Source organism: Novosphingobium aquimarinum (assembly GCF_009746585.1).
GTDB classification, from domain to species: Bacteria; Pseudomonadota; Alphaproteobacteria; order Sphingomonadales; family Sphingomonadaceae; genus Novosphingobium; species Novosphingobium aquimarinum.
The window spans coordinates 65,647-89,020 of sequence record NZ_WRPO01000007.1 but is presented as its reverse complement, the minus strand read 5'-3'; the positions used below and the strand labels follow the sequence as shown (position 1 = coordinate 89,020).

Sequence of the window (23,374 nt, the reverse complement as noted above, 5' to 3'; positions counted from 1 at the left end):
TGAAGCGCCTGCCCCACCGGCCGGTCTACAGTCAGTCCAAGTTGTCGTGCAGCCGGTTGAGCAGTTCGAGCGTGCGCGCGAAATCGCGGGCCGAAAAGCCCTTGATGATCCGGTCGTAGAGCGGCGCCGTCACTCGACGCGCATGCGTCAGCGTGGCGCGTCCCTGATCGGTCAGCCCCACTTCGGTCACGCGGCCATCCTGCGCGCTCGGCATCGTGGTGACATGGCCCGCGTCCGCCATCCGCTCGACGATCCGCATCATCGTCGACAAATTGATCACCGCCGACTTGGCGATCTGCCCGATCGCGACCGGCTCGTGCTCGCCCAGGATCATCAGCACGCGCCAAGTCGGGATGTCGATGCCGATTGCGCGCAGTTCCGGCTCGATCGCGGCATTGTATCGATTGGCGAGTCGATTGATCAGATAGAACGGATAGGCTTCCACCCGGAAATCATCCGATCCGGGATTGCCGAAGGGCCTCAGATCCTCGGTCTTGGCCATGCTCGGCGCCTTTCTCGTTTTTTGTTGCATATGCAAGTATCTGTGTTAGCCTTTTCCGCTATTGGTACACAGGAGATCGCATGTCCACCGACCAACTCCTTACGGATTTCGCGCAAGGCCTCGCTACCGGCGGCATCACCGTGGTCGATCTGACCCAGGAACTGTCCGAGGACACCCCCCTGCTGGTCCTTCCCGAACCCTTCGGCCAGACCGCCGCTTTCTCGCGCGAGGAAATTTCGCGCTATGACGAACGCGGCGTCGCCTGGCATTGGCACAACTTCACGGTGGGCGAGCATACCGGCACGCACTTTGATGCGCCGGTGCATTGGGTCTCGGGCAAGGACCTGCCCGACAACACGGTCGACAAGGTACCCCCCGCAAAGCTCGTCGGCCCCGCCTGCGTGATCGACGTCAGCAAGGAATGCGCGGGAGATGCCGACTTCCTGCTTGAGGAAAGCCACATTGTCGCTTGGGAGGCCGAACATGGGCCAATTCCCGCAGGCTGCTGGGTGCTGCTGCGCACTGACTGGTCGAAGCTGGATGGCGATGCCTATACGAACCGCCGCGAGGATGGCGCGCACACGCCCGGTCCCAACACCAGCGCGGTGCAGGCTCTGATCGACCGCGACGTCCTCGGTTTGGGTGTCGAAACGATCGGTACGGACCCCGGCCAAGCGCATTTGCTCGAGCCGATGTATCCGGCGCATACCCTGCTTCACGGCGCGGGTAAGTACGGACTTCAGTGTCTAGAAAATCTCGACAAGCTGCCACCCAAGGGCGCGATCGTGGTCGCCGCCCCGCTCAAGATCCGAGACGGTTCGGGCAGCCCGATGCGCGTCCTCGCCTTCGTGGCGAACTGAGCGCACGATGGCGGAGCGTTCCTTCAAGTCCGAAGTCAAGAAGCTCACCGCTGGTGAAGGCGAGACCTTCACTGGCGAGGGCATTCTCGCGGTCACCAAGGCGCTGCTGCAATCGGGCGTCGCCTATATCGGCGGCTACCAGGGATCGCCGATCAGCCACTTGATGGACGTGTTCGCCGACGCCAGCGAATTGCTGGAAAGCCTGGACGTGCATTACGAGGCGAGCGCTTCGGAAGCGAGCGCGGCAGCGATGCTCGCGGCTTCGGTCAATTACCCGCTGCGCGGCGCGGTGGCATGGAAGTCGGTGGTCGGCACCAATGTGGCGTCCGATGCGCTGTCCAACGTCGCGTCGGGCGGCGTCACCGGTGGCGCGCTCGTCATCGTGGGCGAGGATTACGGCGAAGGCTCCTCGATCATGCAGGAGCGCACGCATGCCTTCGCGATGAAATCGCAGATGTGGCTGATCGATCCGCGCCCCAACCTGCCCTCGATCGTCGATTCCGTCGAACAGGCCTTCCAGCTTTCGGAGGCCTCGAACACGCCGGTGATGCTGCAGCTGCGTGTCCGCTCGTGCCACATGACAGGCTCGTTCGTCGCCAAGGACAACAAGCGTCCGCCGATGACCGTATCCGATGCAGCCGACGCGCCAATGCGCGACACGCAGCGCATCGTGTTGCCGCCGGCGAATTTCCTCCACGAACACGAGAAGATCGAGAAGCGCTGGCCGGCGGGGATCGACTTCATTCGCGACAACCGGCTGAATGAGTGGTTCGGCCCGCAAGCCGCGCACGGCATCGGGATCATCGTCCAGGGCGGGCTCTACAACAACCTCAACCGCGCGATGGAGCGGCTCGGCTTCGCGGATGCCTTCGGCAAGAGCGACCTGCCGATTTACTGCCTCAACGTCACGTATCCGCTGATTCCCGATGAAGTCGCGGAATTCTGTCGCGACAAGACATCGGTCCTGATCGTCGAGGAAGGCCAGCCCGAATTCATCGAGCATGAGCTTAACACGCTGGTGCGCCGCGCCGGGCTCGACACGCGGATCGTGGGCAAGGATGTGCTGCCGCGCGCGGGCGAATATACCGGCAAAGTCATCGCCGACGGACTGGCCGATTATCTGGCGCAATACGCCCCGGAGATCGCGCCGCAGAAGCTCCCCTCGGATCTCCTGCCCGCCCCCGTCGCCACGGAAATCCCGCAGCGCCCCGCCGGGTTCTGCACCGGCTGCCCCGAACGCCCGATCTTCACCGCGATGAAGCTGGTGGAGCGCGAACTTGGTCCCAGCCACGTTTCCGCCGACATAGGTTGCCACCTTTTCTCGATCCTGCCGCCGTTCAACATCGGCAACACGACGATGGGCTACGGCCTCGGCAGCGCGGGCGCCTCGGCGTTCAAACCCAAGGACAAGCGCGCCATCGCGATCATGGGCGACGGCGGCTTCTGGCATAACGGCCTCACCTCCGGAATCGGCAATTCGGTGTTCAACAAGGACGACACCGTCACGATCATCGTCGACAACGGCTATTCGGCGGCCACCGGCGGGCAGGATATCCTGTCTTCGCGCGCCGATAACGACGAACGCGTCACCAAGACGCCGATCGCGCGCGCGGTGCGCGGCGTCGGCGGCACATGGGTGCGCGAGATCACGCGGACCTACGATGTCGCCCGCATGCGCGATACCTTGCGCGAGGCGCTGACGACGCCCGAGAAAGGCCCCAAGGTCATCGTCGCGCAGTCCGAATGCATGCTCAATCGCCAGCGCCGTGAGAAGAAGCAAACGGCCGCCGCACTGAAGGCGGGCGAACGCGTGGTGCGCGAACGGTTCGGGGTCGATCCAGACACCTGCACCGGCGATCACAGCTGCATCCGGCTTTCGGGTTGCCCTTCTCTGACGATCAAGCCCAACCCCGATCCCTTGCGGCAGGACCCCATCGCGCATGTCGAGAACTCCTGCGTAGGCTGTGGGCTGTGTGGAGAAGTCAGTCACGCGGCGGTCCTGTGCCCGAGCTTTTATCGTGCCGGCATCGTCTCCAACCCGACCTGGCTGGAGCGCACTGCTGACCGCATTCGCCGCGCCGTGATCCGCTGGTTCCAGGCCCGCGAACAGCGCGGCCGCCTCGCCCGCGCCTTTTAAAAGACGAGAGACACCATGGCCCCCGTTCAAGACCGCTACACCATCGCCATCCTTGCCCTCGGCGGACAAGGCGGCGGCGTGCTGGCCGACTGGATCCAGACCGCCGCCCGCCGCGAAGGCTGGCTGGCGCAAGGAACCTCGGTTCCGGGGGTGGCGCAGCGCACCGGGTCGACCGTGTACTACGTCGAACTGGCGAAGCCGGGCGTCGAGGGTCAATTGCCCATCCTTGCGCAGATGCCGATCCCCGGCGATGTCGACGTAGTCCTGGCGTCCGAACTGATGGAAACGGGGCGCGCGCTGCTGCGCGGGTTTTCGACCGCCCAGCGCACCACGCTGATCGGCTCGACCCACCGCATCTATGCCATCGGCGAGAAGTCGGCGATGGCCGATGGTCGCGGCAACGGCGACAAGATCATCGAGGCCGCGCACGCGCGCTCGCGCCGCTTCATCGGCTTCGACATGGACGCCGCGACCGAACGCTCCGGTTCGGTGATCAGCGCGATCCTGTTCGGCGCGCTGGCGGGTAGCGAAGCGCTACCACTGCCGACCGAAGCTTATCGCCACGCGATCGAGGAAAGCGGCATTGCCGTTGCCAGCAATTTTCGGGGTTTCGACGAGGGTTTTGCCGAAGCGCAAAAGCCCGTCGCCTCGCCGATCACGGAAGCGGTGGCCGTTCCCGAACCGACGACCGAGCAGGGCCGCCGGCTCGCAAAGCGCATCGCCGAGGAACTGCCCGAGCCCGCCCGTGAGCATGCGCTGCACGGCGTCGCGCGCCTGATGGACTGGCAGGACGGGGCTTATGCCGCGCTTTATCTCGATCGCCTCGCTCCGATCTCGGCGCTCGATGCGGCGCCTTACGAGCTCACCACCGAAGCCGCGCGTCACCTCGCGTTGTGGATGAGCTACGAGGACACGATCCGCGTCGCCGACCTCAAGACCCGCGCCTCGCGTTTCGCGCGGGTGCAAGGCGAAGTGCGCGCGCAGGACGGCCAGACCGTCACCGTGACCGAATTCATGCATCCGCGCCTTCAGGAAATGTGCGAAATGCTGCCGGCTTCGATCGGTCAGCGCATTCTGTCCAGCGATCGGCTGTCGGGCTTCCTCGGACGCTTCTTCACCAAGGGTCGCCATGTCGAAACCACCAGCCTGCGCTGGTTCCTGATGCTGCGCGCCGTAGCTGCGATGCGCCCGATGCGCCCGCGCTCTCTCCGCTACGGTGAGGAGCAGGCGCGGATCGAGGAATGGCTGACGCTGGTGACCGAGGCGGCGCGTGTGGGACGCCTCGACGTGGCGCTCGAACTCGTCCGGCTGCAGCGCATGATAAAGGGCTATGGCGATACGTTCGAACGCGGCTTGCGCAACTACACGCGGATCGTGGAGCTTTACCGTTCGGAACGGCTCGATGCCGATGCCCTCGCCCGCCTGCAAGCGCTGGCGCTCTCGGGTGAGGATGCGCAGCTTACGCCAAGCGCCGCCGCCCCGCCCGCGCAGCAGGCTGGCTGAGACACACCGCTTGGGGCGGAAAGCCCCTCTTCCTCCTTCCTCCTTCTAACTCCAACCTCCGCTCAGCCTGAGCTTGTCGAAGGCCATGCGCCAAAGCCTTCGACAAGCTCAGGCTGAGCGGAGGTGGGTGCGCAATTTCAATCAGCCAAACGGCAAAAAACCCGCCCCCCGAAGCCTGGCATGCTGGCTTCGGGAGGCGGGTCTCTCTGTCGAGAGCCTTGTAGCGGCGTGGCTGTTAGAACTGCGCCATGTAGCCCTTGCTGTCGTCGCGATAGATCACGCCGTTCTTCATCACGAAGCTGATCGAACGCAGCGCCGAGATGTTCTGCGTCGGATCGCTGTCGACGGCGACGATGTCGGCGAAGTAGCCCGGCTTGATCCGGCCAGCCTCGTTTTCCATCTTGAGCATCTTGGCGGTTTGCGTGGTGCCGGCCTGCAGCGCTTGTAACGGCGTCATGCCCGCCTTCACGTAAAGTTCGGCTTCGGCAACGGTCGCGGTGGTGCCGTCGTTGGGTTCGAAGGGGAACTGATCGGTGCCGAGGCCGATGTTGACGCCGAGACGGATGGCGTTCTGCAGCATCTGCCAGTGTTCCTTGCCGGTCGCATCGACGCGGGCCAGATACCAGTCGGGCGAGCCGATTTTCTTGTAGAATTCGCGGGCGCCGGGCTGCGTCACGACGATGGTCGGAACCAGCCAGGTACCCTTGGCCTTCATTTCCTTGAGGTTCGCTTCGGTCAGGTAATAGCCGTGTTCGAAGCAATCGATGCCGTACTTGAGCGACTGCTCGGCGGCCTGCGGCGAACCGTTGTGCGCAGTCACGGGAATGCCGTTGCGATGCGCGACGTCGATGAGGGTCGAGAGCTCCTCATCCGTCATCGGCGCGGCGGCGATCGCGCCATGCGTGTCGGCGATGCCGCCCGAGATGGCGATCTTGATCCAGTCCGCGCCCTGCTTGATCTGTTCGCGCACCGCGTGCGCCAGCGCATAGGGTCCGTCCGCTTCGAGGAAGCCATGGCCGCCGGTCGGCACGATGATCTCGCCCGCCGTCTTGATACGCGGACCGATCACTTCGCCTTTCTGGATCGCGCGACGCAAGCCGAAGTCGACCCCGTGCGTCTCGCCGGTGAGGCGCACCGTGGTCACTCCCGCCAGCAGCGACTTGCGCGCATTCGAGGCCATCCGCAGCGCTTCTTCGCCCTGCGTTTCGTTCGCCAGTTCAGCGCCCTGTGCGCCGGGCAGGATGAGCCCGAAGTGGACGTGCATATTCATCAGGCCGGGGATCAGCCAGCGCCCTTCCATCGGCACGACCTTGGCATTCGCGGGGACCGCGACGCTGGCCGAGGGACCGACTTCGACCACCTTGCCGTCGCGTACGACCACCGTCGCGTTGCGGATCGGCGCGCCGCCGTCGATGGCGACGACATTCGCGTCTGTCAGCGCGATCGTGGTGTCGTCGTGCGTCGGGGTGACCGGGGCGGCGGTCGGCAGCGCCTGCGCGCCCGTCACCGAAAGCCCGGCCGCGAGGCCGACCATCCAGCGCCGCAGTTTTGCGAATTTCATCGTGACTATCTCCAGTTCGGGGTCAGGTCGCGCCGCCAGCCCATTGGGCGACGGCTTTTTCCAGCACGGCCATCGGCATCGGTCCGGACGTAAGGATGAGATCGTGGAACTTGCACACGTCGAAGCGCGGGCCCATCGTCTTGCGCGCCGCTTCGCGCGCATCGACGATGCGGGTCGCGCCCACTTTGAAGCTGCAGGCCTGCCCCGGATAGACGGCATAGCGCGTCACTTCACGCTCGGTCGCCAAAGGCTGCTCGCCCGCGTTCTCGACCATCCAGGCGATCGCCTGATCCTTGGTCCAGCGTTCGTGATGCAGGCCGGTATCGACGACGATGCGCGCGGCGCGGAACAGCTGCGATTGCAGCTCGCCTATCCGGTTGAACGGCTGCCCGTCGAAAACGCCGAGTTCCGCCGCCACCTGCTGCGCATAGAGCGCGTACCCCTCGGTATACGCCGAAAAGCGCACCACACGCCGGAACAGCGGCAGCGATGGCGCATGGCGCAGCACACTGTACTGGAAGTGGTGGCCGGGCACTGCCTCGTGATGGGTCAGCGTGGGCAACCGCCACAGCGAGTGTTCGCCCGGATGCTGCAGATTGAGCGAATAGATACCGGGCTCGCCTTCGGCCCCTTCGGTGTAGAATGCGCCGGGCGCGCCCGCCTCGATCGCGGGCGGAATACGGCGCACCACGATCGGATCGACCGTGGCGATGCCATAGGCCTGGGGAAGGCGCGCAGTGATGTCCGTGATGTATCCCCGCGCCAGTTCGAGCAGCTTTTCGCGGCCCGCATCGTCGTCGCTGACCTTGAAGCGCGGATCGACGTTGAGCGCGGCGATGCGCTCGCCCACCGTCCCCTGGCTCATGCCTTCGGCCTTGAGCAGCGTGTCGATCTGCGCAATCAGCGAGGCACATTGATCGAGGCCGAGCTTATGCAGATCGCCCGGGTCGATGTCGGTGGTGGTGTTGGCCTGCACTGCGCTGGCGTAATAGGCATCGCCATCGGGCAAGTCCCAGACGCCGGCCGTGCTCGTCGCTTTCGGAGCGATCGCTTCCAGCGCCTCGATCTGGCGCGTCAGTGCGGGGGCAACGCGCTGGTTGAAGATCGCGAGAGCCTTTTGCGCATCACCCTCACGCCCCAGCAAAACGAGCTTCTTCAGCGCGGGCGCAATCAGCGCGGATTCGAGCGGGGGTCGATCCCGCAGCCCCTTCACTTGGGCGATGGTCTTGGCGATCACGAAATCGGGTGGCACCACGCCGATCGCGGCATCGTGCAAAATGCGCTCGCTTTCCTGATCGAGCGCGACGGCCAGCGCGCCAAGCCGGTCGAACCAGGCATCGGCGTCCGCCGCGTCGGTGATCGGGTGACGCCCGCCGATGAAGTCGGGCAGCCAGTAATAGGCGCCGTTCATCTGGCTCACGACATAGGGGCTCGGCCGCAGGTTCATGTCGGCATAGCCGTAGAAGCCGAGTAGCCGGTCGAGCGTTTCGTAAACGTAGAGCGCCACGTCGCGATCGAGCGCGGCGCGCGGCGAGAGCCCGGTAGCCGGGATGGCGCGCAATTCCGCCAAGGCCTGCTTCACGGCGGCCTTGTCCCCCGCCATCGCCGACAGCGAGCGATCGTCGAGGCGCGAGCGCAAAAACAGGTTGGCGCCGGTATCGAAGCCATTGCCCGTCGCCTCTTCGGGCGAGCGGCGCAGGAACGCCTCGGTGTGCCGTTGCAACAGCGCTTCAAGCGCGTCATCGGCGGGAGACGCGGCAAGGGCGCGTCCGGGCCCTGCCATCGCGAAGAATGCGCCGGATGCGGCGCCCGCCTGCAGCAGGCGGCGTCGGTCGGTCAGCATTTGGTCGAATCCCTCACGTCAGCAATTTCCTCTCTTCTCGTATCGACGAGCGGTTCTGGCAGCGATGTCCCGCCCCCTTGCGATCCCGGCGCGGACCGACGCGAAATGCGAGCTCACTGAATTTGTACCCATCCCCGGCCACACTCGCCAGCCGTACGATGGAGCGAAGGAGCGAAAGCCGTTAGGCCCCCGCTCCTTCGCCGCAATCCGATCAGAACTTGAAGCTAACGCTCCCGCCGAACTCGCGGAACGACGGTTCGACCTGCACGCCGCTGTAGAAGGCCTTCTCGTACGCGTTGGCGTAGTAGTCGGCATCGAACAGGTTCTCGACGTAGAGGACCGCGCGGATCGTCTCGTTCTCCACGCCCGCGCGCAAGTTCACGTTGTGATAGCTCGGGCTGAGGAACGGCTCGCCCGGCACATCCTTGTACAGGTAGTAGTACGGGTTAGAGATCATCTTCGAACGGAAGTTCCACTCGCCGCGCACGAAGGCGTCGAACGTATCGGTGATCGGCAGCGTGTACTGCGTCTGCGCACCCAGCGTCCACTCGGGCGCGGTGGTGAGCTGCTCGCCCGACAAGTCGAGGATGTTCCCGTCGATGAGCGCGTTGGGATAGTCCTTGTACTTCGTCTTGTTGTAGCCGACTTGTGCGCCGAGCGTCCATTCGGGCGTGATCCGCGCGTCCATGCTGGCTTCCACGCCGTAGCTTTCGGCCGAAGCAGCGTTGGCGATACCGCTGACGCCGCGCAGAAGGCCGGTGACCGGATCGATGAACTGGAAGCGGATTGTCTGCTGAACGTCGCTCCAGTCCATGTAGAAACCGGTGACGTCGAAGCGCAGACGGTTGTCGAAGAGGCTGAACTTCGTGCCGACTTCGTAGTTCCACAAGGTCTCGGGATCGAACTCGTTGCGCAGCTGCGCCGAGTTGCTGGTCTGCGTGCCGCCCGCCTTGAAGCCGCGCGACGCAGTGGCGTAGACCATCAGATCCGGGTTCGGCTTATAGGTCAGCGTGAACTTGGGCGAGACGTCCTCGAACGAGGCCGAACGGTCGTTGACGCCGGTCACGATGGTGTTCGACCGCGTCTGCGAGTTGTTCGTCACCTTCTCCCACGAATACCGCAAGCCGGCCGTGAACGAAAGCTGCTCGGTGAAGTTGAGCGTGCCTTGCGCGAACATGGCGAAGTAGCGCGAGCTGCTGCGGCCGTCGGCGCCGGTGACTTCGAGCCCTTCGCATTTGCCGCCGGTATCTTCAGGGCAGAGAGGGCTCTTGGCCCCGTGATAGGTGCTCTGATCGCTGACACCCGTATCCTTGCCGTATGAGCTGCCGAAGCTCCAGTCGAGGAAGTTGGTGCCGGTGGAGGCTAGGCGCAATTCGCCGCTGGTGGACTTGCGGCGCAGATCGAGGTCTTCGTAGAAGAAATCGATGCTGCCGCCATCGACGTCGCCGAAATTGAACACACGGGAGCTTAGGTGGCCCCCGACCGCGGTCAGTTCTACCGGCCCGAAGTCCCACACGGCGCGCGTGCTGTAGTAATCGAAATCACCGCCGACGCTCTGCGGACGATTGAAGTTCACTCGCGTTTTGTTCTTCGGATAGAAGCCGACGCCGTCCGGGTTGCCGATGAGGCCGGCGGTCGTGCCGTAGTAGACCGATGCCCACGTCCGCGTGACGAAACCGGTCGGCACGCCGTTGCGCATGCCGATCTCTTCGTCGGAGAAACTATAAGTGAAGTCCCAGGTCAGGTTGTCGAGCGGCGTCAGGCGCGCCTGGATGCGACCGGTGTAATATTCGCTGTCGTTGCCGCCACCGATCGGGTTGATGTTCTTGATGTAGCCGTCGGACTTTTCCCACTGCCCGGAGGCACGCAGCGCCAGCAGGCCGTCGATCACGGGAACGTTGAGCACGCCTTGCGCGCGCTTCGTGTCGAAGCTGGCGTAGCCGACCTGCACCTCACCTTCGAATTCGTTGACCGGCTTCTTGGTGATCACGTTGATCGCGCCGCCGACCGCGTTGCGACCGAAGTAGGTACCCTGCGGACCACGCAGAACTTCGATGCGCTCGAGGTCGACGATCTGCGGGTTGCTGGTGCCGGCAACGACGCTGAACTCGTCGATGTAGAACGCGTAGCTCGACTGACGCACGTCGGCGTAAGGGTTGAGCTGGTTCGAGATACCGCGAATGGAAAGGTCCTTGCGGTCACGCGCGCCGTTCGACTGGAACGACACGTTCGGCGTCATCGCGAAAAAGTCCTCGACGCCGCGCACGTTCTGGTTCTCGAGCTGCTCGGAACCGATCGCGGTGATCGCGATGGGAACGTCCTGGATCGATTCCGTACGGCGCTGGGCCGTTACGACGATAGCGTCAGGAGCGCCCATGCCCGCGTCATCAGCGACTTGCGCATGTGCGGGAGCGGCGGCGAGCACGGCCGCGACCGCCGGAAGCGCACCGAAGCGCAGGGCATTGCGGAGCCCGGAATTGCGATGATTATGCCTCATGTTTTAACCCCTTGATGCGCCGGTCTGCTTTTGCGGTTCGTACCGGCTGTGTTGGATGGTCTAGCGTCTGGATTCCGAAGTGATTGCGGGATGAGCGTCCGGCTGCGGACCGGCTGCGCCGATCATTGCGCCCAACATTGCGGGTCGAGTGTGTCCTTGGCCGGATCGAGCGGCGCGCGCACAAGCACGATCGACGCGATCTTGCCGTCACGCAGCGTCGCATGTCCCGCTGCCAGCATGCAGTCCACCTTGCCCTGCCGGCGCGAGCGAATGACGTGGTATGTGTAGATCCGGTCTCCGGCCTCGAAGACCTCCTTGAACGGAACCACGATCTCCACCACACCGCCGCGAGCCTGGTTCGCCTGGAAGCTCGACGCCCACTGATCGAGCCCCTGGATGGAAACCCGACCGTTGAGCGTGAGAGTTGCATCCTCGGTGAAGAACTTGGCGAAGTTCTCCCTCGTGAAGGCGCCCGGAGTCTTGAATGCGCCGTTCCACCACAGGAACATCTGCGACAGAATGTCGGACGTCGCCACCGGCGCGTCCTCGGCATGGGCGAGGGCTGGCACCGGTGAGGCCATCAGTAGCAAGGCGGTGACGGCGGCCTTGAGGCCAGTCGATCGATACACGCGAAACCCCCACTTCCCGGTTATGCGGACGGCATTTTCCTTCGCCGTCACTCGAAGTGTCTGCCAGTTACAAATTTGTTGCAATGACACCGAACAGTGGAATTCATTGCGACAAACGCAAATTAGAGCTGGCTTTGCGGCGGGGAGGCTCCATCGACGATGGTTTTGCCGCCCTTCATCACGAAACTGATGGAGCGCAGCGCGGCGATGTCCGCCGTGGGATCTGCATCCACCGCAACGATGTCGGCGAAGTAGCCGGGGCGCAGCGCGCCGACTTCGTTGTCGACCCCCAGCATCCGGGCGGATTCAATCGTACCCGAACGCAACGCTTGCAGCGGCGTCATCCCCGCCTGGACGTAAAGTTCCGCTTCCCGGATCGTGGCGGTCGTGCCCGAGTTCGGCTCCCACGGATACTGATCGCTGCCCAGCGCGATCGGCGTTCCGATCCGGATGGCTTCCTGCAGCGTCTTGAAGTGCGTCTTGCCCGCGGTATCGACCCGATCGAGATACCAGTCGGGCGAACCGATCTTCTTGTAGAACTCGCGCGCGCCCGGCTGTGTGACGACGATCGTCGGGACCAGCCAGATGTTCTTCTGCTTCATCTTTGTCAGAACCGGCGCGGTCAGATAGTAGCCATGCTCGAACCCGTCGATGCCGGCATCGATCGCCACTTCGGCGGCGATCGGTGAGCCATTGTGTCCCGTGACCTTGACGCCATTGCGATGCGCGACTTCGATCGCAGTGCGCAATTCGTCATCGGTGAAAGGCGAGGCAGCAATGTCGCCGTGCGTGTCCGAGATACCGCCCGAGATGCCCAGCTTGATCCAGGTCGCGCTCTGCTTGATCTGCTCACGCACCGCGCGCGAGATTTCGGCAACTCCATTCACTTCGTACGAGCCGTGCCCGCCAGTCGGCACGATCGAGGTCCCCGCCGTGTGAATCCGCGGTCCTTCGAAAGTGCCGTTGTCGATCATCTTCTTGACGGTGAAGTCGATCCCTTCCTGCGCGCCGGTCAAGCGGACCGTGGTGACACCGGACCGCAACGACTTCTGCGCGTTGTCGAGCATGCGCAGCGCGATCGATTCATGACTTTCGTTATAAACTCGCGCGGCGCCCGGCAGATTGAGCGCGAGGTGGACGTGCATATTCATCAGGCCCGGAATGAGCCACTTGCCCGGAAGGTCGATGACGGTCGCATCGGCGGGAATGGGCGTCGTGGTGGCCGGGCCGATAGCGGCGATGCGCTCATCCTCGATCACCACTACCGCGTTGCGGACCGGAGCCCCGCCGTCGATATCGACGACATTCGCGCCGGTAAGCGCGACCGTGGCGGCCCATGCGGGAAGGCTCGCCATCAGCGCGATGCATGCCGCACTACCCCCGACGAGCGAGCGAAGCGTGTTTGTCCGGCGCGATGTCATCTTCGTTGTACTCCCGCATACGATGCAATGGTGTGCCTGCGTGGCGTGCTTCCAGCATGACGCAGAGTTTGCTGCGCACAATGCGTGCAAGATGCGTATCTTGTTGCGATTACCGCAATTTAAGTCGTCATTTTTCCCTAACCTACTGAATTATTTCGGTTTTGCTCCATGCGGTCGCGAACGCCACCGAGGATGCGCAAATGCCGCAACGCGCTAGGATCGCGTCCGAAACAACGACGAGGCCTTGCGATGAACCCTGCCGTGACTTCCGCTGCAACCAGACGCGACGCTTTGCGGCTTACAGCCATGCTGGGAACCGCGGTGCTCGTGCCCGGTCTTCCCGCATGGGCGCAAACGCCAGGAAGCGAATCCGCTCGCTTGCGTGCCCTGCTCGAGGCGAGCGAAGCCGCTGCAGCACGGCTCGATCCGCTTTCCGATGCGCGCAAGAGCGCGCCCGACGCGGCCAGCGGGCCCGCTTTCGTGGATCCGTTCAGCGACTATTACTGGGACACGCTAAAGGACGACAAGCAGCGGGAATGGACGGCGCTGCAGGCGATCGACCGCGCCCAGCTCCCTGCGGTCGATCAAGTCGCCTACGATGTCTTCGCCTACCAGCTGCAACAGACCCTTGCGCTGTTCGAGAACGATCTGTTCGAAGTGCAGCGACTGGCGCCGTTCAATCCGTCGTTCGGATTGCAGGTGGAGTTTCCCGACTTCGTATCGGGAGGGCCGGCCCCGTTAGAGACCGTCGCCGATTATGAGCGCAATCTCGAACGGCTCGATGGCTTCGCCGCCTATCTGGGTAATGTCGTCTCGCTGGCGTCGCAAGGTCTCGAACAAGGCTATGCGCAGCCGCGCATCCTCATCGAGAACCTCCTCAAGCAAGTCGACGCAATGGTTGCGACGCCTCCGGAAGAGAGCCCGTTCTGGTCAGCCATCGAGCGTATGCCCGCCAGCTTCAGCGCCGCCGATCGCGCGCGCCTGACCCAAGCCACGCGCGAGCGTGTGGTCGGTAAAGTCTATCCCGGCTACAAGGCCTGGCAGAGCTTCCTTCGCGACACCTACCTGCCGCGAGCCCAGGCCGCTCCGGGGCGCTGGGCGATGAAGGATGGCGACCGGCTCTATGCCTGGGAATTGCGGCGGCACACCACCACGACGCTGTCTCCCGAAACGATCCACCAGCTCGGCGTTTCGGAAGTCGCGCGGATCCGCAACGAAATGGAAGCGGTCAAGGACAAGGTCGGTTTCTCGGGCGATCTCAAGGCGTTCTTCGAGTACGTCCGCACCGCCCCCAAGTTCTACTATAAGACTCCCGAGGAACTGCTCGGACGCTTCAAGGCGATCGAGGCGCGGATCTGGCCCGGTATTCCGACCCTCTTCCACCATCAGCCCAAGGCGCCGTTCGAAGTCCGCCCCCTGCCCGCGCTCGGCGATCAGCGCGGCACCGGCTACTATCGCGCGGGGCCGCCCGACGGGAAAACGCCGGGCGTGCTGTTCTTCAACATGTCGATGCTCAACACGCGCCCGATTCCCACGCTGGAGACGCTGACGCTGCACGAAGGCATTCCCGGCCACCATTTCCAGATCACGCTGGCCCGCGAGAACGAGGCGCTGCCGCCGCTGCTACGGTATGGCTCGTCGACCGCCTTTGCCGAAGGCTGGGGCCTCTATGCCGAATCGCTGGGCCCCGAACTGGGCATGTTCAAGGACCCGATGCAGATGTTCGGTCACTACGACATGGAGATGCTGCGCGCGGTCCGGCTCGTGGTCGATACCGGTATCCACGCCAAGCAGTGGACGCGCGAACGGGCGATCCAATTCATGCTCGACAACACCTCGATGGCGCCTCGCGACGTCGAAGTCGAGATCGACCGCTATATCGCCTATCCGGGCCAGGCCTGCGCTTACAAGATCGGTCAGCTTAAGTTCCGCGAATTGCGGGAGCGCTCTGCCAAAGCGCTCGGCAGCCGCTTCGACGTGCGTGACTACCATCACCAGGCGATCGGCACCGGCTCGCTGCCGATGGATGTGCTGGAAGCCAAAGTCGACCGCTGGATCGCGGGCGGCGGCGGAGCGGCATGATGGCGTCACGTTACGCCCATCGCTGGCTGCTGATACTGCCTTTCGTCTGGCAAGTCGGCGGGGTGCCGTTCGTCAACGACATTGCCTGGCGGCCGCTCTCGCTGCCGTTCCCCATGGTCTGGCAGCTCGTCGGCATTCTCTTCGCGACGCTGATTATCGCCCTCGTCTTCGTGCTCGATGAAAAGGTCGAGGGCGGCGATGATCACGCGGGCGGGCCCAATCCGTGATCCTTATCCTCACTCTTGCGATCGTCCTCGGGACGGTCGCCGGTTCGCTGCTCTACAGCCAGAGACAGGCACGCGCCAAGACGATGACCGAGTGGGCCGTCGGCGGACGACGGTTCGGCATCCTCATCTTCTGGTTCCTCAATGCGGGCGAGATCTACACGACCTTCGCGGTGCTGGGGATATCGGGGTTCGCCTGGGCCTTCGGGGCTCCGGCCTATCTCGCTCTGACTTCGGTCTCGCTATCGGCGGTGATCGGCTACTGGCTGATGCCGCGGATCTGGGAGGAAGGCCATCGTCACAACCTCGTGACCCAGGCCGACTTCTTCGCCGCGCATTACAAGGCGAAATGGCTGAGCGTGATCGTGGCCGTTGCCGGAATCATCGCCCTCATCGTCTACGTCCAGATCCAGATCACGGCGCTGGGCCTGATTCTGCGGCTCACGCTCGGCCCGCAAATCGGCCAAGCGGGCGCGGCGATCATCGCGGCCGTCGTGATGATCGGGTTCGTCTTCCTGGCCGGGCTGCGATCGGCGGCCTTCGCGGCGGGCGTGAAGGACGTGCTGATGCTGATCGTGGTCGTGGTCCTGTGCGGTAGCGCGGCTTCGAGCGCGGGCGCGACTTCGATGCTGGATGTCTTCGACCGCGTGCAGGATCTCTATCCCGGGATCGGCAGCTTTCCGGGCCGCCAGCCCGATGCCGGTCTCACCTCGATCTGGCTGATGACGTCCGCGGTCAACGTGGCGCTGGGCAACTGGATCCTGCCGCACTTGTTCCAGCTATGCTATTCGGCTGGCAGCCGGCGCACGATCCGGCGCAACGCGGTGCTGCAGCCGATCTACTCGCTGTCGTACTTCTTCATCATCCTGCTTGGCTTTGCGGCCCTGCTCGCCGGGATCGAAGCGCCCGGCGGCGATACCAACGCGGTGCTGATCCGCTTCGTCGCGCGTGAGTATCCCGCCTGGGCCGTCGGCCTGTTCGCAGGCACGGCGTGCCTCCTGGCGCTGGTTCCGGGTTCGGTGCTGCTGCTGACTGCGGGCTCGCTGTTCTCTCGCAACGTGCTGACGCCGATGATCCCCAGCTTGTCCGAACGGTCGGCGCTGCTCGCATCGCGGCTCTCGCTGATCGTCTTTGCGGGGATCGCGGTCTGGCTGACGCTGGGGGCGAACCAGTCGCTCGTGGAGATCGGCTTGTCGGCCTACGCGGCCATCGGCATGCTGGCACCGGGGGTTTATTTCGCCTTCCTGTGGCCCCGCGCCAATGCCATCGGCATCGCGGCAGGCATCGCTGTCGGCTATATCGCGCTGCTGCCGCAGATGGCACCCTTCTGGGGAGATCTGCTGCCGGGGTGGGACACGGGACTTGTCGCGATGGCGATCAATGCCGCCGTGGCCGCGATCGTATCGGTCGCGGTCCCCTCACGCGACAGGCTCTCCCCCGCCTCTGCCTGAGGCGGTCTCCAGAGCCGGCGGCTGCGGTGACCAGGTCTTGAGATTGTTCTCCAGCAGCGACAGCAGTCGCGCCGGCGCCCCGTCGAGCTGCCGGCCCAGCCGGTGAATGAGGCTGACGGTGGAATGCTCCAGCTCCTCGTCGCGCAGCGGGCGCGCCACCAGGCTGCCCTCGTCGAGTTCGGTCAGAGCCGAAATGCGTGGCAGCACGGTGACGACACGCCCCGCGCGCGCCATGTCGCGCATCATCTGGATCGAACTCGTCACCACCATCGGCTCGAGCATGACTCGTGCGCGCCGTTCGGCCGCCGCCAGCGCGGCGCGAATGCGAAAACCCTTGGGCGGCAGGCACAGCACATATTCCGCCAGATCCGCCAAGGTTACGGAACCGAGCTTGGCTGCCGGATGATCGGGCGAACACAGCACGGTCAGCGGTTGCTCGACGCTGAGGCGCGTCCGGATCTTGGGCTCGTCGGTCACGTGCAGGATCATTCCGATATGGACTTCGTCCTCCAGCACCATGCGCACGATCTCGGTACTCGCACAGCTTTGGACGGTGACGGCGATTCCGGGATTGCGCTGTTGGAATTGTTCGATAGTGCGCGCAAAGGCATTGCCGATGAACCCCTCGCCGATCGCAAGCACCACGTGCCCCGTCTTGACCTCGCTCAGTTCCTTCAACTGGTTGAGCAGCGATTCCTTATCGGCAAGCTGGCGGCGGTGGAATTCGAACACGAGCCGCCCCGCATCGGTCAGCCGGATCGACCGTCTGCCGGGTTCGATCAAGGTGCTGCCCAGCTTCGCCTCGAGCTGGCCGATCTGGCGGCTGATCGACGAAACCGCCACGCCGATCTTTTCACTGGCCAGGCGCATCGAGCCCAGGTTCGCCGCTTCATAGAAATAGGCGAGCGCTGTATCCCACATCGTCGTCGTCTCCAATCTCAGGGTCTGTCACCGATCCATGCCATCATGACTACTCATTGCGTTTCATGCAACAAAGTCGGCAAGTCATTGTCATTGCCGCGCAAGCGCCTTCATCGCAACACGAAGCGGGGCGGCGGGATCGCTCGACTGATTGAGCGGAGGACAATCCATCTTGAACAAGCGTAACCGTGTCGAGTGGAGGGGCTATCTTCCTGCAATCACCACCCCGTTCAACGACGCGCGCGAGCTGGATCTCGCCGCTCTCGGGCGGCTGCTCGAATGGCTCGAGGCCGAAGGCATGCATGGCCTCGTCATCGCGGGCACGACCGGCGAATGGAGCAGCCTTTCGGCCGAGGAACGCCGATCCGTGTTCAAGGCGGCCGGTGACCAGCTAGCCGGCAAGCTGCCGCTGATCGCAGGCTGCACGGCTTTCACGCCAGGCGAAGTGATCGGTTTCGCCCAGTCCGCTGGCGAGAGCGGTTTCGAAGGCATTCTCGTAACGCCCCCGCCCTACATCCGCCCCGGCCCGGACGAGATCGTCGACTTCTACACCGCAGTCTCGAACGAGAGCCCGCTTCCCATCTGCGTCTACAACTGGCCCCCGGGAACCGGGATCGACATGCCGCCGGAACTGCTGGGTCGGCTGGCCGAGATCGAGAACGTCGTCGCCGTCAAGCAATCCACTTCGGATCTGCGGCGGTTCACGGATACGTTCTTCGCTCTCAACGACAAAGTCCGCGTGTTCGGCCATGCGATGGACGAACACGGGCTGGCCCTGCTCCAAGCGCGCGGCGGGGACGGAACAATGGGCGCCGGCGGTGTGCTCGGACGGATCCAGCCTGATTTCTACAACAACCTGTGGGCCGGCGACATCGAGGCGGCGCGGGCCTGCGGTCGCAAGGATCGCATGATCCTGGATGAATGGTATACGCCGGAACTGACCGGGCGCTTCGGCTCCGGGCCGGCGGTACTCAAGGCCGCGCTGAACCTGATGGGGCTGCCGGGTGGCTACGTCAGGGCTCCGCTGCGCGATGTGGCCGAAGAGTCGCTGGGCGAAATCAGGAAGACATTGGTCGCCGCCGGGCGCATGTAGCACCGATGCAGAACGCCGATGTCCTGATCGTAGGAGGCGGCCTCGTCGGCTGCGCCACGGCATGGCATCTTGCGCGCGGCGGAGCCCAGGTGGTGCTGGTGGAAGCCGGCGACATCGGCATGGGCGCGTCGGGCCAGAACGCGGGTTCGCTGCACTTCCAGCTCGAACGCCGCTTTCTGGAAAACGGCGAAGCCCTGGCCGAGCAGGCAGCGCAGACCGCCGCCCTCAACCGCCTGGCAATCGACGACTGGCGCCGCCTCGAAACCGAGCTCGGCGCCGATCTGCATGTCGTCATGGACGGCGGCCTGATGGTCGCCGAAACCGCCGAGCAGGTGGCCATCCTCGAGCGCAAGGTCGCACGCGAGAATGCCCAAGGCATCAACACCAGGTTACTCGACGGTGACGAGGCCCGGACTCTGGCTCCCTGCCTTTCGCCCGGGATTTTGGCGGCAGGGTTTCTGGCGGACGAGGGTCACGCTGATGCGCGCAGCGTAACCCGGGCTTTCGCGCAAGCGGCTGCGGCAAGCGGCGCATCGCTGCACTCGCGCAGCCCGGTAACTTCGGCCAGCCGTATCGAGCGCCATTTCGAGATCGGCTTCCGGGAATCGACGGTGCGGGCCGAGCGACTGGTGCTCGCCTGCGGCGCCTGGACACCGATCCTATGCGCCAAGCTCAATCTGCATATGCCGCTGTACCCCGTGGCTCTGCAGATGAATGCCACTGAGCGGACCGGTCCGAGGATCGGCCACCTGATCCAGCATGTCGGCCGCCGCCTCTCGATGAAGCAGACGGATGCGGGCAACATCCTCATCGGCGGAGGCTGGCCGGCGCGCCTCGCAAGCGATCCGAGAGGCGCGTTCGATCCCGCCGGCAAGCCCGTGCTGATCCCCGCCTCGCTTGCGGGAAACCTGCGTGCCGCGATCGATACGGCGCCTTTCGTCGAGACGTTAAACCTGATCCGCACCTGGACCGGGGTGACCGCGATCAGTGCGGATCAGCTGCCGATCGTCGGCGAAGTTCCGAGCATGCCCGGCTGCTGGGTCGCGGGTGGGGGTTCGGCCTTTACCTTAGGCCCCACGTTCGCTCGGCTCATGGCACAGGCCATGGTGGGAACCCCGACACCGGAACTCGACATCGTCTCGCCGGCGCGGTTCGAGCACCTCAACAGTTTCATGGGATAGGCCGATGCGCATCGAACGCCGCGTCGAGCGGCAGGCTCCATTCTCAATTATCGTCGAAGGCGAGACGCTTCCCGCCTACCCCGGCGAGACCATAGCCGCAGTCCTCATCGAGCGCTCGCCAACCATCGGCCGAACCGCAAGCGGGGCGGCGCGCGGGATGTTCTGCAACATGGGCACCTGCAGTCTGTGCATGGTGACGCTCCTGCCCGAAGGTCGACGCGTGCGCGCCTGCCTCACGCCCGCCGAACCGGGGCTGGAGATCGGCCTTGGCTGAGCGCTATGATCTTGTCATCGTCGGCGGCGGTCCTGCCGGCCAGGCCGCGGCGCTGGCGCTGGAGGGCAACGGCCTCGCTATCGGGGTGATCGACGAACAGCTTCGCCCAGGCGGCCAGATCCTGCGCCAGCCGCCTCGCGAATTCAGCGTGGCAAGCTGGATGACCGGCAAGGTATATGCGCCGCTGCTGAAGCAGCTCAGACAATTCGAGGCGGCGACCGGGATCGATTGGCTCGGCGGTCGCTCGGTCCTCGGGCTCGCTCCCGATGCGGGACACGGCTTCGCACTGACGGTGTCGGGCCGGGATGGCGTCGAGACCATTCGCGCCAGCCGCGTGCTTCTCGCCACGGGATGCCAGGATCTTGCGGTCCCGCTCCCCGGCTGGACGCTCCCCGGTGTCTATACCGCGGGCGGGATTCAGGCGTTCGTCAAAAGCCAGCAGATTGTTCCGGGAAACCGGATCGTCATGGCGGGCACGCATCCGTTGCAATTGCTGATCGCCGCGCAGATCGTGGCCTCGGGCGGCACGGTGGCTGCCGTCCTGTTCGCGCAGAAGCGCCGGACGATGATGCGACAGCTCGCAGGCCATGCGCTGAAAGCCGCGCGCGAGGCATCTGCGCTGCTCCCGGCAGGAGCAGCCATGGCTCTGCTGCAAAGACATCGCGTCCCTGTCCGTTACGGCGAGAGTCCGGTCGCGATTCTTGGCAAGGATCGGGTGGAGTCCTTGCGCAGCACCGAACGCGAGATCGCCTGCGACGCGATCGGCCTGTGCTACGGCTTCGTCCCCCAGTCCGCTCTTCCGCGGATGGCCGGTGCGGACATGATCGCCGGGAGCCGAGCGGGCGGATGGTCCACCGAGTGCGACGCCTGGTTCCGCACTTCGGTGGCGGGCCTTTATGCCGCCGGCGAAACGACCGGCGTGGCAGGGGCCGCCGCCGCCCGGACTGCCGGAACGATCGCGGGGACCGGCATCGCAATCGATTTCGGACTGGTGAGCGAGGAGGAAGCGACCAGCCGCGTCTCCCACGCCCGAAGCGAACGCGCCAGGCATCTCGAATTCGCCGATCTTCTGGACACCATTGCCGATCCTTCCGGCCATTTCCCGAGAATCGAAGCCGAAACCATCGTTTGCCGCTGCGAAGATGTGCCTAGCGCGACGATCACTCCGCTGCTCGATGGACGCTCGGCCAATGCGGTCAAGCTGGCGAGCCGTTGCGGCATGGGGCTTTGTCAGGGGCGCAACTGCGAGCCGACCTTGCTGCGTTTGCTCGCGGGCAGCGGGAGAACCGATGAGGACAATGGCTTTACCGCGCGTTTTCCGGCAAGACCGGTCATGCTCGGCGATCTGGCGGCACCCAAGTGATTTTGCGTTCAACGCAACGAGGAGGGCAATAACCCCTCATTGCGTGCGCTGTTCGAAGCATGCAGAACCTCAGGCTAGATCATCAGTCGCATGTCAGCCCTTCGGAGTCGCAAACCCATGACCGATATGCCGCCTAAGCCCAACTTCCTCTCGGTCGACCACATCTCGTGGACGGTACCCGACCTGGAATCCGCCGTGGAATTCTATCGGGACGTGATCGGCGCGGAAGAGCTGTTCCGCATGGGTCCGCTCGATGCCGCGGAGATGCCGCTGGACGACGATGGTCGTGACTGGATGGCGACCCACGTCAACGTGCCCGGCGCCCGCCTCACGCTGGTCATGATGAAGCTGACCGACAACATGAATTTCCAGCTGGTGCAGTACGACAAGCCCGACGACATTCGGCAGGACTTGCCGCGCAATTGCGATCGCGGCGGCCATCACCTCGGCCTCAAGGTCGACGATGTCGAAAAGGCGATCGCCTATCTCGAAGCGCATGGCTGCAAGGCGATGGAGATCATTCACATCGACGCCGGACCGCTCGCCGGCAAGAAGAACGTCTACATGACCGATCCGTTCGGCCATAGCCTCGAAATCGTCGACTGACCGGGACACCACACCTCATGATCACGCGCATCAACCCAGAGACGCTATATGACGCCGTAAGCTACGGCTTTTCGCACGCGACCTTGCAGGATGGTGGCAAGACGCTGCATCTCGCAGGGCAAGTCGCGTGGGACGCCGAATGCAATGTCGTGGGTGGCAACGATTTGACGGCGCAGACGCGCCAGGCGCTGGCCAATCTCAAGGCCGTGCTCGCCGAAGTCGGTGCGACGCCGGCGGACATCGTGCGGCTGCGCACTTACGTGGTCGATCACAATCCGGACAAGCTCGGCGTCGTTCTGGGCGAAGTCGGCGCGTTCTACGCAGGCGCGACGCCCGCGCCGAACACGTTCCTTGGCGTGCAGGCGCTGGCCCTTCCCGATTTCCTTGTCGAGATCGAGGCGACCGCCGTCGTCGCCTGAGCCACGATCCCCCGCTTACATAATCATCCTGAAGGAGCGCGCGACGCGATGCCCAAGATTTCCAAACCTGTCCTGTTCGCGGCGTTGGCCAGCTCGTTCCTCGCGCTCGGCGCCTGTTCGACAATGCCGACCACCGGCACCACAGCTTCGGGCGACGTCGCCGCAACCGCCAGCCACGACGTCGAAGGCTACTGGCATCACGATCGCCTGATTTCGTCCAAGGGCCAGGAGATCCCGATCGACGGCGTATTCTTGATGCACGACGGACAATTCATCGAACAGGCCGTGATGGGCGAACCGCTCGATACGCCCGCCGCCATCGGCGCCGAGGCCATGGCGCATTCCGGTCCCTATGTAACCACGCCCAAGGGCATCAAACTCACCGCCGAACAGACGATCGCGATTTCCGAAAAAGGCAGCGATCCGCTCTCGTTCCAGGCGAACAGCGTGCACGACATTACTGCGGAGAATACCGGCAACAACCTGACGCTGACTTTCGGCAGCGGCACAGTGCAGACCTTCACCCGCATTCCCGCGTCCGACATCTCGATCAAGCGCTTCGCCAATGGCCGGATGGCGTTAACGGGCAATCGTTTCGTGTTGGTGGCGGGCGACGCGAACGCAGTCGTCAGCGGGTTCGGCACCTTCGTGCGTACCGGCAACAAGCTGCGCCTGACCGCCGATCGCTGGGCGGAATCGACTCGCCAGAAAGCGGACGTCAAAGCCAATGTAACGATGGATGCTACGTTGACCGACAGCGCCTTCACGCTCGCCGATGGCCGGACGTATCCGATCCTGCGCTGATCG

General features: G+C 64.3%; 20 protein-coding genes. 13 read left to right on the top strand and 7 right to left on the bottom strand.

Annotated features, from left to right (window positions below; all coding sequences use genetic code 11):
* Positions 1-31 precede the first annotated feature (31 nt).
* Positions 32-502 (bottom strand): MarR family winged helix-turn-helix transcriptional regulator, encoded by a 471-nt coding sequence (locus GQO94_RS09780; RefSeq protein ID WP_156840972.1) that lies wholly within the window; start codon positions 500-502, stop codon positions 32-34.
* 80 nt (positions 503-582) lie between these two features.
* Here GQO94_RS09780 and GQO94_RS09775 point away from each other — a divergent pair, with 80 nt between their 5' ends.
* Genes GQO94_RS09775 through GQO94_RS09765 form a run of 3 tightly spaced genes read left to right on the top strand, consistent with a single transcriptional unit; the run spans position 583 to position 5,002 of the window.
* Positions 583-1,362 carry a cyclase family protein gene (locus GQO94_RS09775; RefSeq protein ID WP_156840971.1) on the top strand — a complete coding sequence of 260 codons (780 nt, stop codon included), beginning with the start codon at positions 583-585 and terminating at the stop codon, positions 1,360-1,362.
* A gap of 7 nt (positions 1,363-1,369) precedes the next feature.
* A complete protein-coding gene (locus tag GQO94_RS09770) occupies positions 1,370-3,499 on the top strand; it encodes an indolepyruvate ferredoxin oxidoreductase subunit alpha (RefSeq protein WP_156840970.1) in 2,130 nt (709 codons plus the stop codon).
* 15 nt (positions 3,500-3,514) lie between these two features.
* Positions 3,515-5,002: an indolepyruvate oxidoreductase subunit beta family protein gene (locus GQO94_RS09765; protein ID WP_156840969.1), complete on the top strand. Its 1,488-nt coding sequence runs from the start codon at positions 3,515-3,517 to the stop codon at positions 5,000-5,002.
* Positions 5,003-5,237: 235 nt separating this feature from the next.
* Here the strand turns inward: GQO94_RS09765 and GQO94_RS09760 are convergent, their stop codons facing one another.
* The 5 genes from GQO94_RS09760 to GQO94_RS09740 form a co-directional block, all read right to left on the bottom strand.
* On the bottom strand, positions 5,238-6,563 hold the full coding sequence (locus GQO94_RS09760) for an amidohydrolase family protein (RefSeq protein WP_156840968.1): 1,326 nt from the start codon (positions 6,561-6,563) through the stop codon (positions 5,238-5,240).
* 22 nt (positions 6,564-6,585) lie between these two features.
* Positions 6,586-8,406, bottom strand: a complete 1,821-nt coding sequence (locus tag GQO94_RS09755; RefSeq protein ID WP_156840967.1) for a DUF885 domain-containing protein — start codon at positions 8,404-8,406, stop codon at positions 6,586-6,588.
* 211 nt (positions 8,407-8,617) lie between these two features.
* Positions 8,618-10,903, bottom strand: coding sequence for a TonB-dependent receptor (locus GQO94_RS09750; protein ID WP_156840966.1), 2,286 nt, complete (start codon positions 10,901-10,903; stop codon positions 8,618-8,620).
* Between the two features lie 122 nt (positions 10,904-11,025).
* Positions 11,026-11,532 (bottom strand): hypothetical protein, encoded by a 507-nt coding sequence (locus GQO94_RS09745; RefSeq protein ID WP_232332862.1) that lies wholly within the window; start codon positions 11,530-11,532, stop codon positions 11,026-11,028.
* 122 nt (positions 11,533-11,654) lie between these two features.
* Positions 11,655-12,887: an amidohydrolase family protein gene (locus GQO94_RS09740; protein ID WP_232332861.1), complete on the bottom strand. Its 1,233-nt coding sequence runs from the start codon at positions 12,885-12,887 to the stop codon at positions 11,655-11,657.
* 327 nt (positions 12,888-13,214) lie between these two features.
* Between GQO94_RS09740 and GQO94_RS09735 the strand changes: the two genes are divergently transcribed.
* Genes GQO94_RS09735 through GQO94_RS09725 form a run of 3 tightly spaced genes read left to right on the top strand, consistent with a single transcriptional unit; the run spans position 13,215 to position 16,710 of the window.
* A complete protein-coding gene (locus tag GQO94_RS09735; protein WP_232332860.1) occupies positions 13,215-15,035 on the top strand; it encodes a DUF885 domain-containing protein in 1,821 nt (606 codons plus the stop codon).
* Complete coding sequence (locus GQO94_RS09730) at positions 15,035-15,262, top strand: DUF3311 domain-containing protein (RefSeq protein ID WP_232332859.1); 228 nt, start codon at positions 15,035-15,037, stop codon at positions 15,260-15,262. The genes GQO94_RS09735 and GQO94_RS09730 overlap by 1 nt, the downstream gene beginning before the upstream one ends.
* A complete protein-coding gene (locus GQO94_RS09725; RefSeq protein ID WP_156840963.1) occupies positions 15,259-16,710 on the top strand; it encodes a sodium:solute symporter family protein in 1,452 nt (483 codons plus the stop codon). The genes GQO94_RS09730 and GQO94_RS09725 overlap by 4 nt, the downstream gene beginning before the upstream one ends.
* On the opposite strand, the gene GQO94_RS09720 is transcribed toward GQO94_RS09725, so the two are convergent.
* Positions 16,678-17,631 carry a LysR family transcriptional regulator gene (locus GQO94_RS09720; protein WP_156840962.1) on the bottom strand — a complete coding sequence of 318 codons (954 nt, stop codon included), beginning with the start codon at positions 17,629-17,631 and terminating at the stop codon, positions 16,678-16,680. The two genes, GQO94_RS09725 and GQO94_RS09720, sit on opposite strands and share 33 nt — an antisense overlap.
* Positions 17,632-17,803: 172 nt before the next feature.
* On the opposite strand from GQO94_RS09720, the gene GQO94_RS09715 reads away from it, so the two are divergent.
* From GQO94_RS09715 to GQO94_RS09685, 7 genes are all read left to right on the top strand, one after another.
* Positions 17,804-18,724, top strand: coding sequence for a dihydrodipicolinate synthase family protein (locus GQO94_RS09715; protein ID WP_156840961.1), 921 nt, complete (start codon positions 17,804-17,806; stop codon positions 18,722-18,724).
* A gap of 5 nt (positions 18,725-18,729) precedes the next feature.
* A complete protein-coding gene (locus tag GQO94_RS09710) occupies positions 18,730-19,905 on the top strand; it encodes an NAD(P)/FAD-dependent oxidoreductase (RefSeq protein WP_156840960.1) in 1,176 nt (391 codons plus the stop codon).
* A 4-nt stretch (positions 19,906-19,909) separates the two neighbouring features.
* Entirely contained in the window at positions 19,910-20,179 is a 270-nt protein-coding gene (locus GQO94_RS09705; protein ID WP_156840959.1) for a (2Fe-2S)-binding protein, read from the top strand.
* The gene (locus GQO94_RS09700; RefSeq protein ID WP_156840958.1) at positions 20,172-21,542 is read left to right on the top strand and encodes an FAD/NAD(P)-dependent oxidoreductase; all 1,371 of its coding nucleotides are present in this window, start codon (positions 20,172-20,174) and stop codon (positions 21,540-21,542) included. Before GQO94_RS09705 ends, GQO94_RS09700 begins: the two co-directional genes overlap by 8 nt.
* A gap of 117 nt (positions 21,543-21,659) precedes the next feature.
* Complete coding sequence (locus tag GQO94_RS09695) at positions 21,660-22,148, top strand: VOC family protein (protein ID WP_156840957.1); 489 nt, start codon at positions 21,660-21,662, stop codon at positions 22,146-22,148.
* Between the two features lie 17 nt (positions 22,149-22,165).
* On the top strand, positions 22,166-22,567 hold the full coding sequence (locus GQO94_RS09690; protein ID WP_156840956.1) for a RidA family protein: 402 nt from the start codon (positions 22,166-22,168) through the stop codon (positions 22,565-22,567).
* A gap of 48 nt (positions 22,568-22,615) precedes the next feature.
* Positions 22,616-23,371: a hypothetical protein gene (locus tag GQO94_RS09685; protein ID WP_156840955.1), complete on the top strand. Its 756-nt coding sequence runs from the start codon at positions 22,616-22,618 to the stop codon at positions 23,369-23,371.
* Positions 23,372-23,374 lie beyond the last annotated feature (3 nt).

Excerpts from the sequence above, each read along its gene's own strand:
- GQO94_RS09755 (WP_156840967.1), bottom strand. The coding sequence starts at position 8,406 with ATGCTGACCGACCGACGCCGCCTGCTGCAGGCGGGCGCCGCATCCGGC.
- GQO94_RS09760 (WP_156840968.1), bottom strand. The coding sequence starts at position 6,563 with ATGAAATTCGCAAAACTGCGGCGCTGGATGGTCGGCCTCGCGGCCGGG.
- GQO94_RS09720 (WP_156840962.1), bottom strand. The coding sequence starts at position 17,631 with ATGTGGGATACAGCGCTCGCCTATTTCTATGAAGCGGCGAACCTGGGC.
- GQO94_RS09775 (WP_156840971.1), top strand. The coding sequence starts at position 583 with ATGTCCACCGACCAACTCCTTACGGATTTCGCGCAAGGCCTCGCTACC.
- GQO94_RS09730 (WP_232332859.1), top strand. The coding sequence starts at position 15,035 with ATGGCGTCACGTTACGCCCATCGCTGGCTGCTGATACTGCCTTTCGTC.
- GQO94_RS09685 (WP_156840955.1), top strand. The coding sequence starts at position 22,616 with ATGCCCAAGATTTCCAAACCTGTCCTGTTCGCGGCGTTGGCCAGCTCG.
- GQO94_RS09780 (WP_156840972.1), bottom strand. The coding sequence starts at position 502 with ATGGCCAAGACCGAGGATCTGAGGCCCTTCGGCAATCCCGGATCGGAT.
- GQO94_RS09740 (WP_232332861.1), bottom strand. The coding sequence starts at position 12,887 with ATGGCGAGCCTTCCCGCATGGGCCGCCACGGTCGCGCTTACCGGCGCG.
- GQO94_RS09770 (WP_156840970.1), top strand. The coding sequence starts at position 1,370 with ATGGCGGAGCGTTCCTTCAAGTCCGAAGTCAAGAAGCTCACCGCTGGT.
- GQO94_RS09750 (WP_156840966.1), bottom strand. The coding sequence starts at position 10,903 with ATGAGGCATAATCATCGCAATTCCGGGCTCCGCAATGCCCTGCGCTTC.
- GQO94_RS09765 (WP_156840969.1), top strand. The coding sequence starts at position 3,515 with ATGGCCCCCGTTCAAGACCGCTACACCATCGCCATCCTTGCCCTCGGC.
- GQO94_RS09690 (WP_156840956.1), top strand. The coding sequence starts at position 22,166 with ATGATCACGCGCATCAACCCAGAGACGCTATATGACGCCGTAAGCTAC.
- GQO94_RS09705 (WP_156840959.1), top strand. The coding sequence starts at position 19,910 with ATGCGCATCGAACGCCGCGTCGAGCGGCAGGCTCCATTCTCAATTATC.
- GQO94_RS09695 (WP_156840957.1), top strand. The coding sequence starts at position 21,660 with ATGACCGATATGCCGCCTAAGCCCAACTTCCTCTCGGTCGACCACATC.
- GQO94_RS09710 (WP_156840960.1), top strand. The coding sequence starts at position 18,730 with ATGCAGAACGCCGATGTCCTGATCGTAGGAGGCGGCCTCGTCGGCTGC.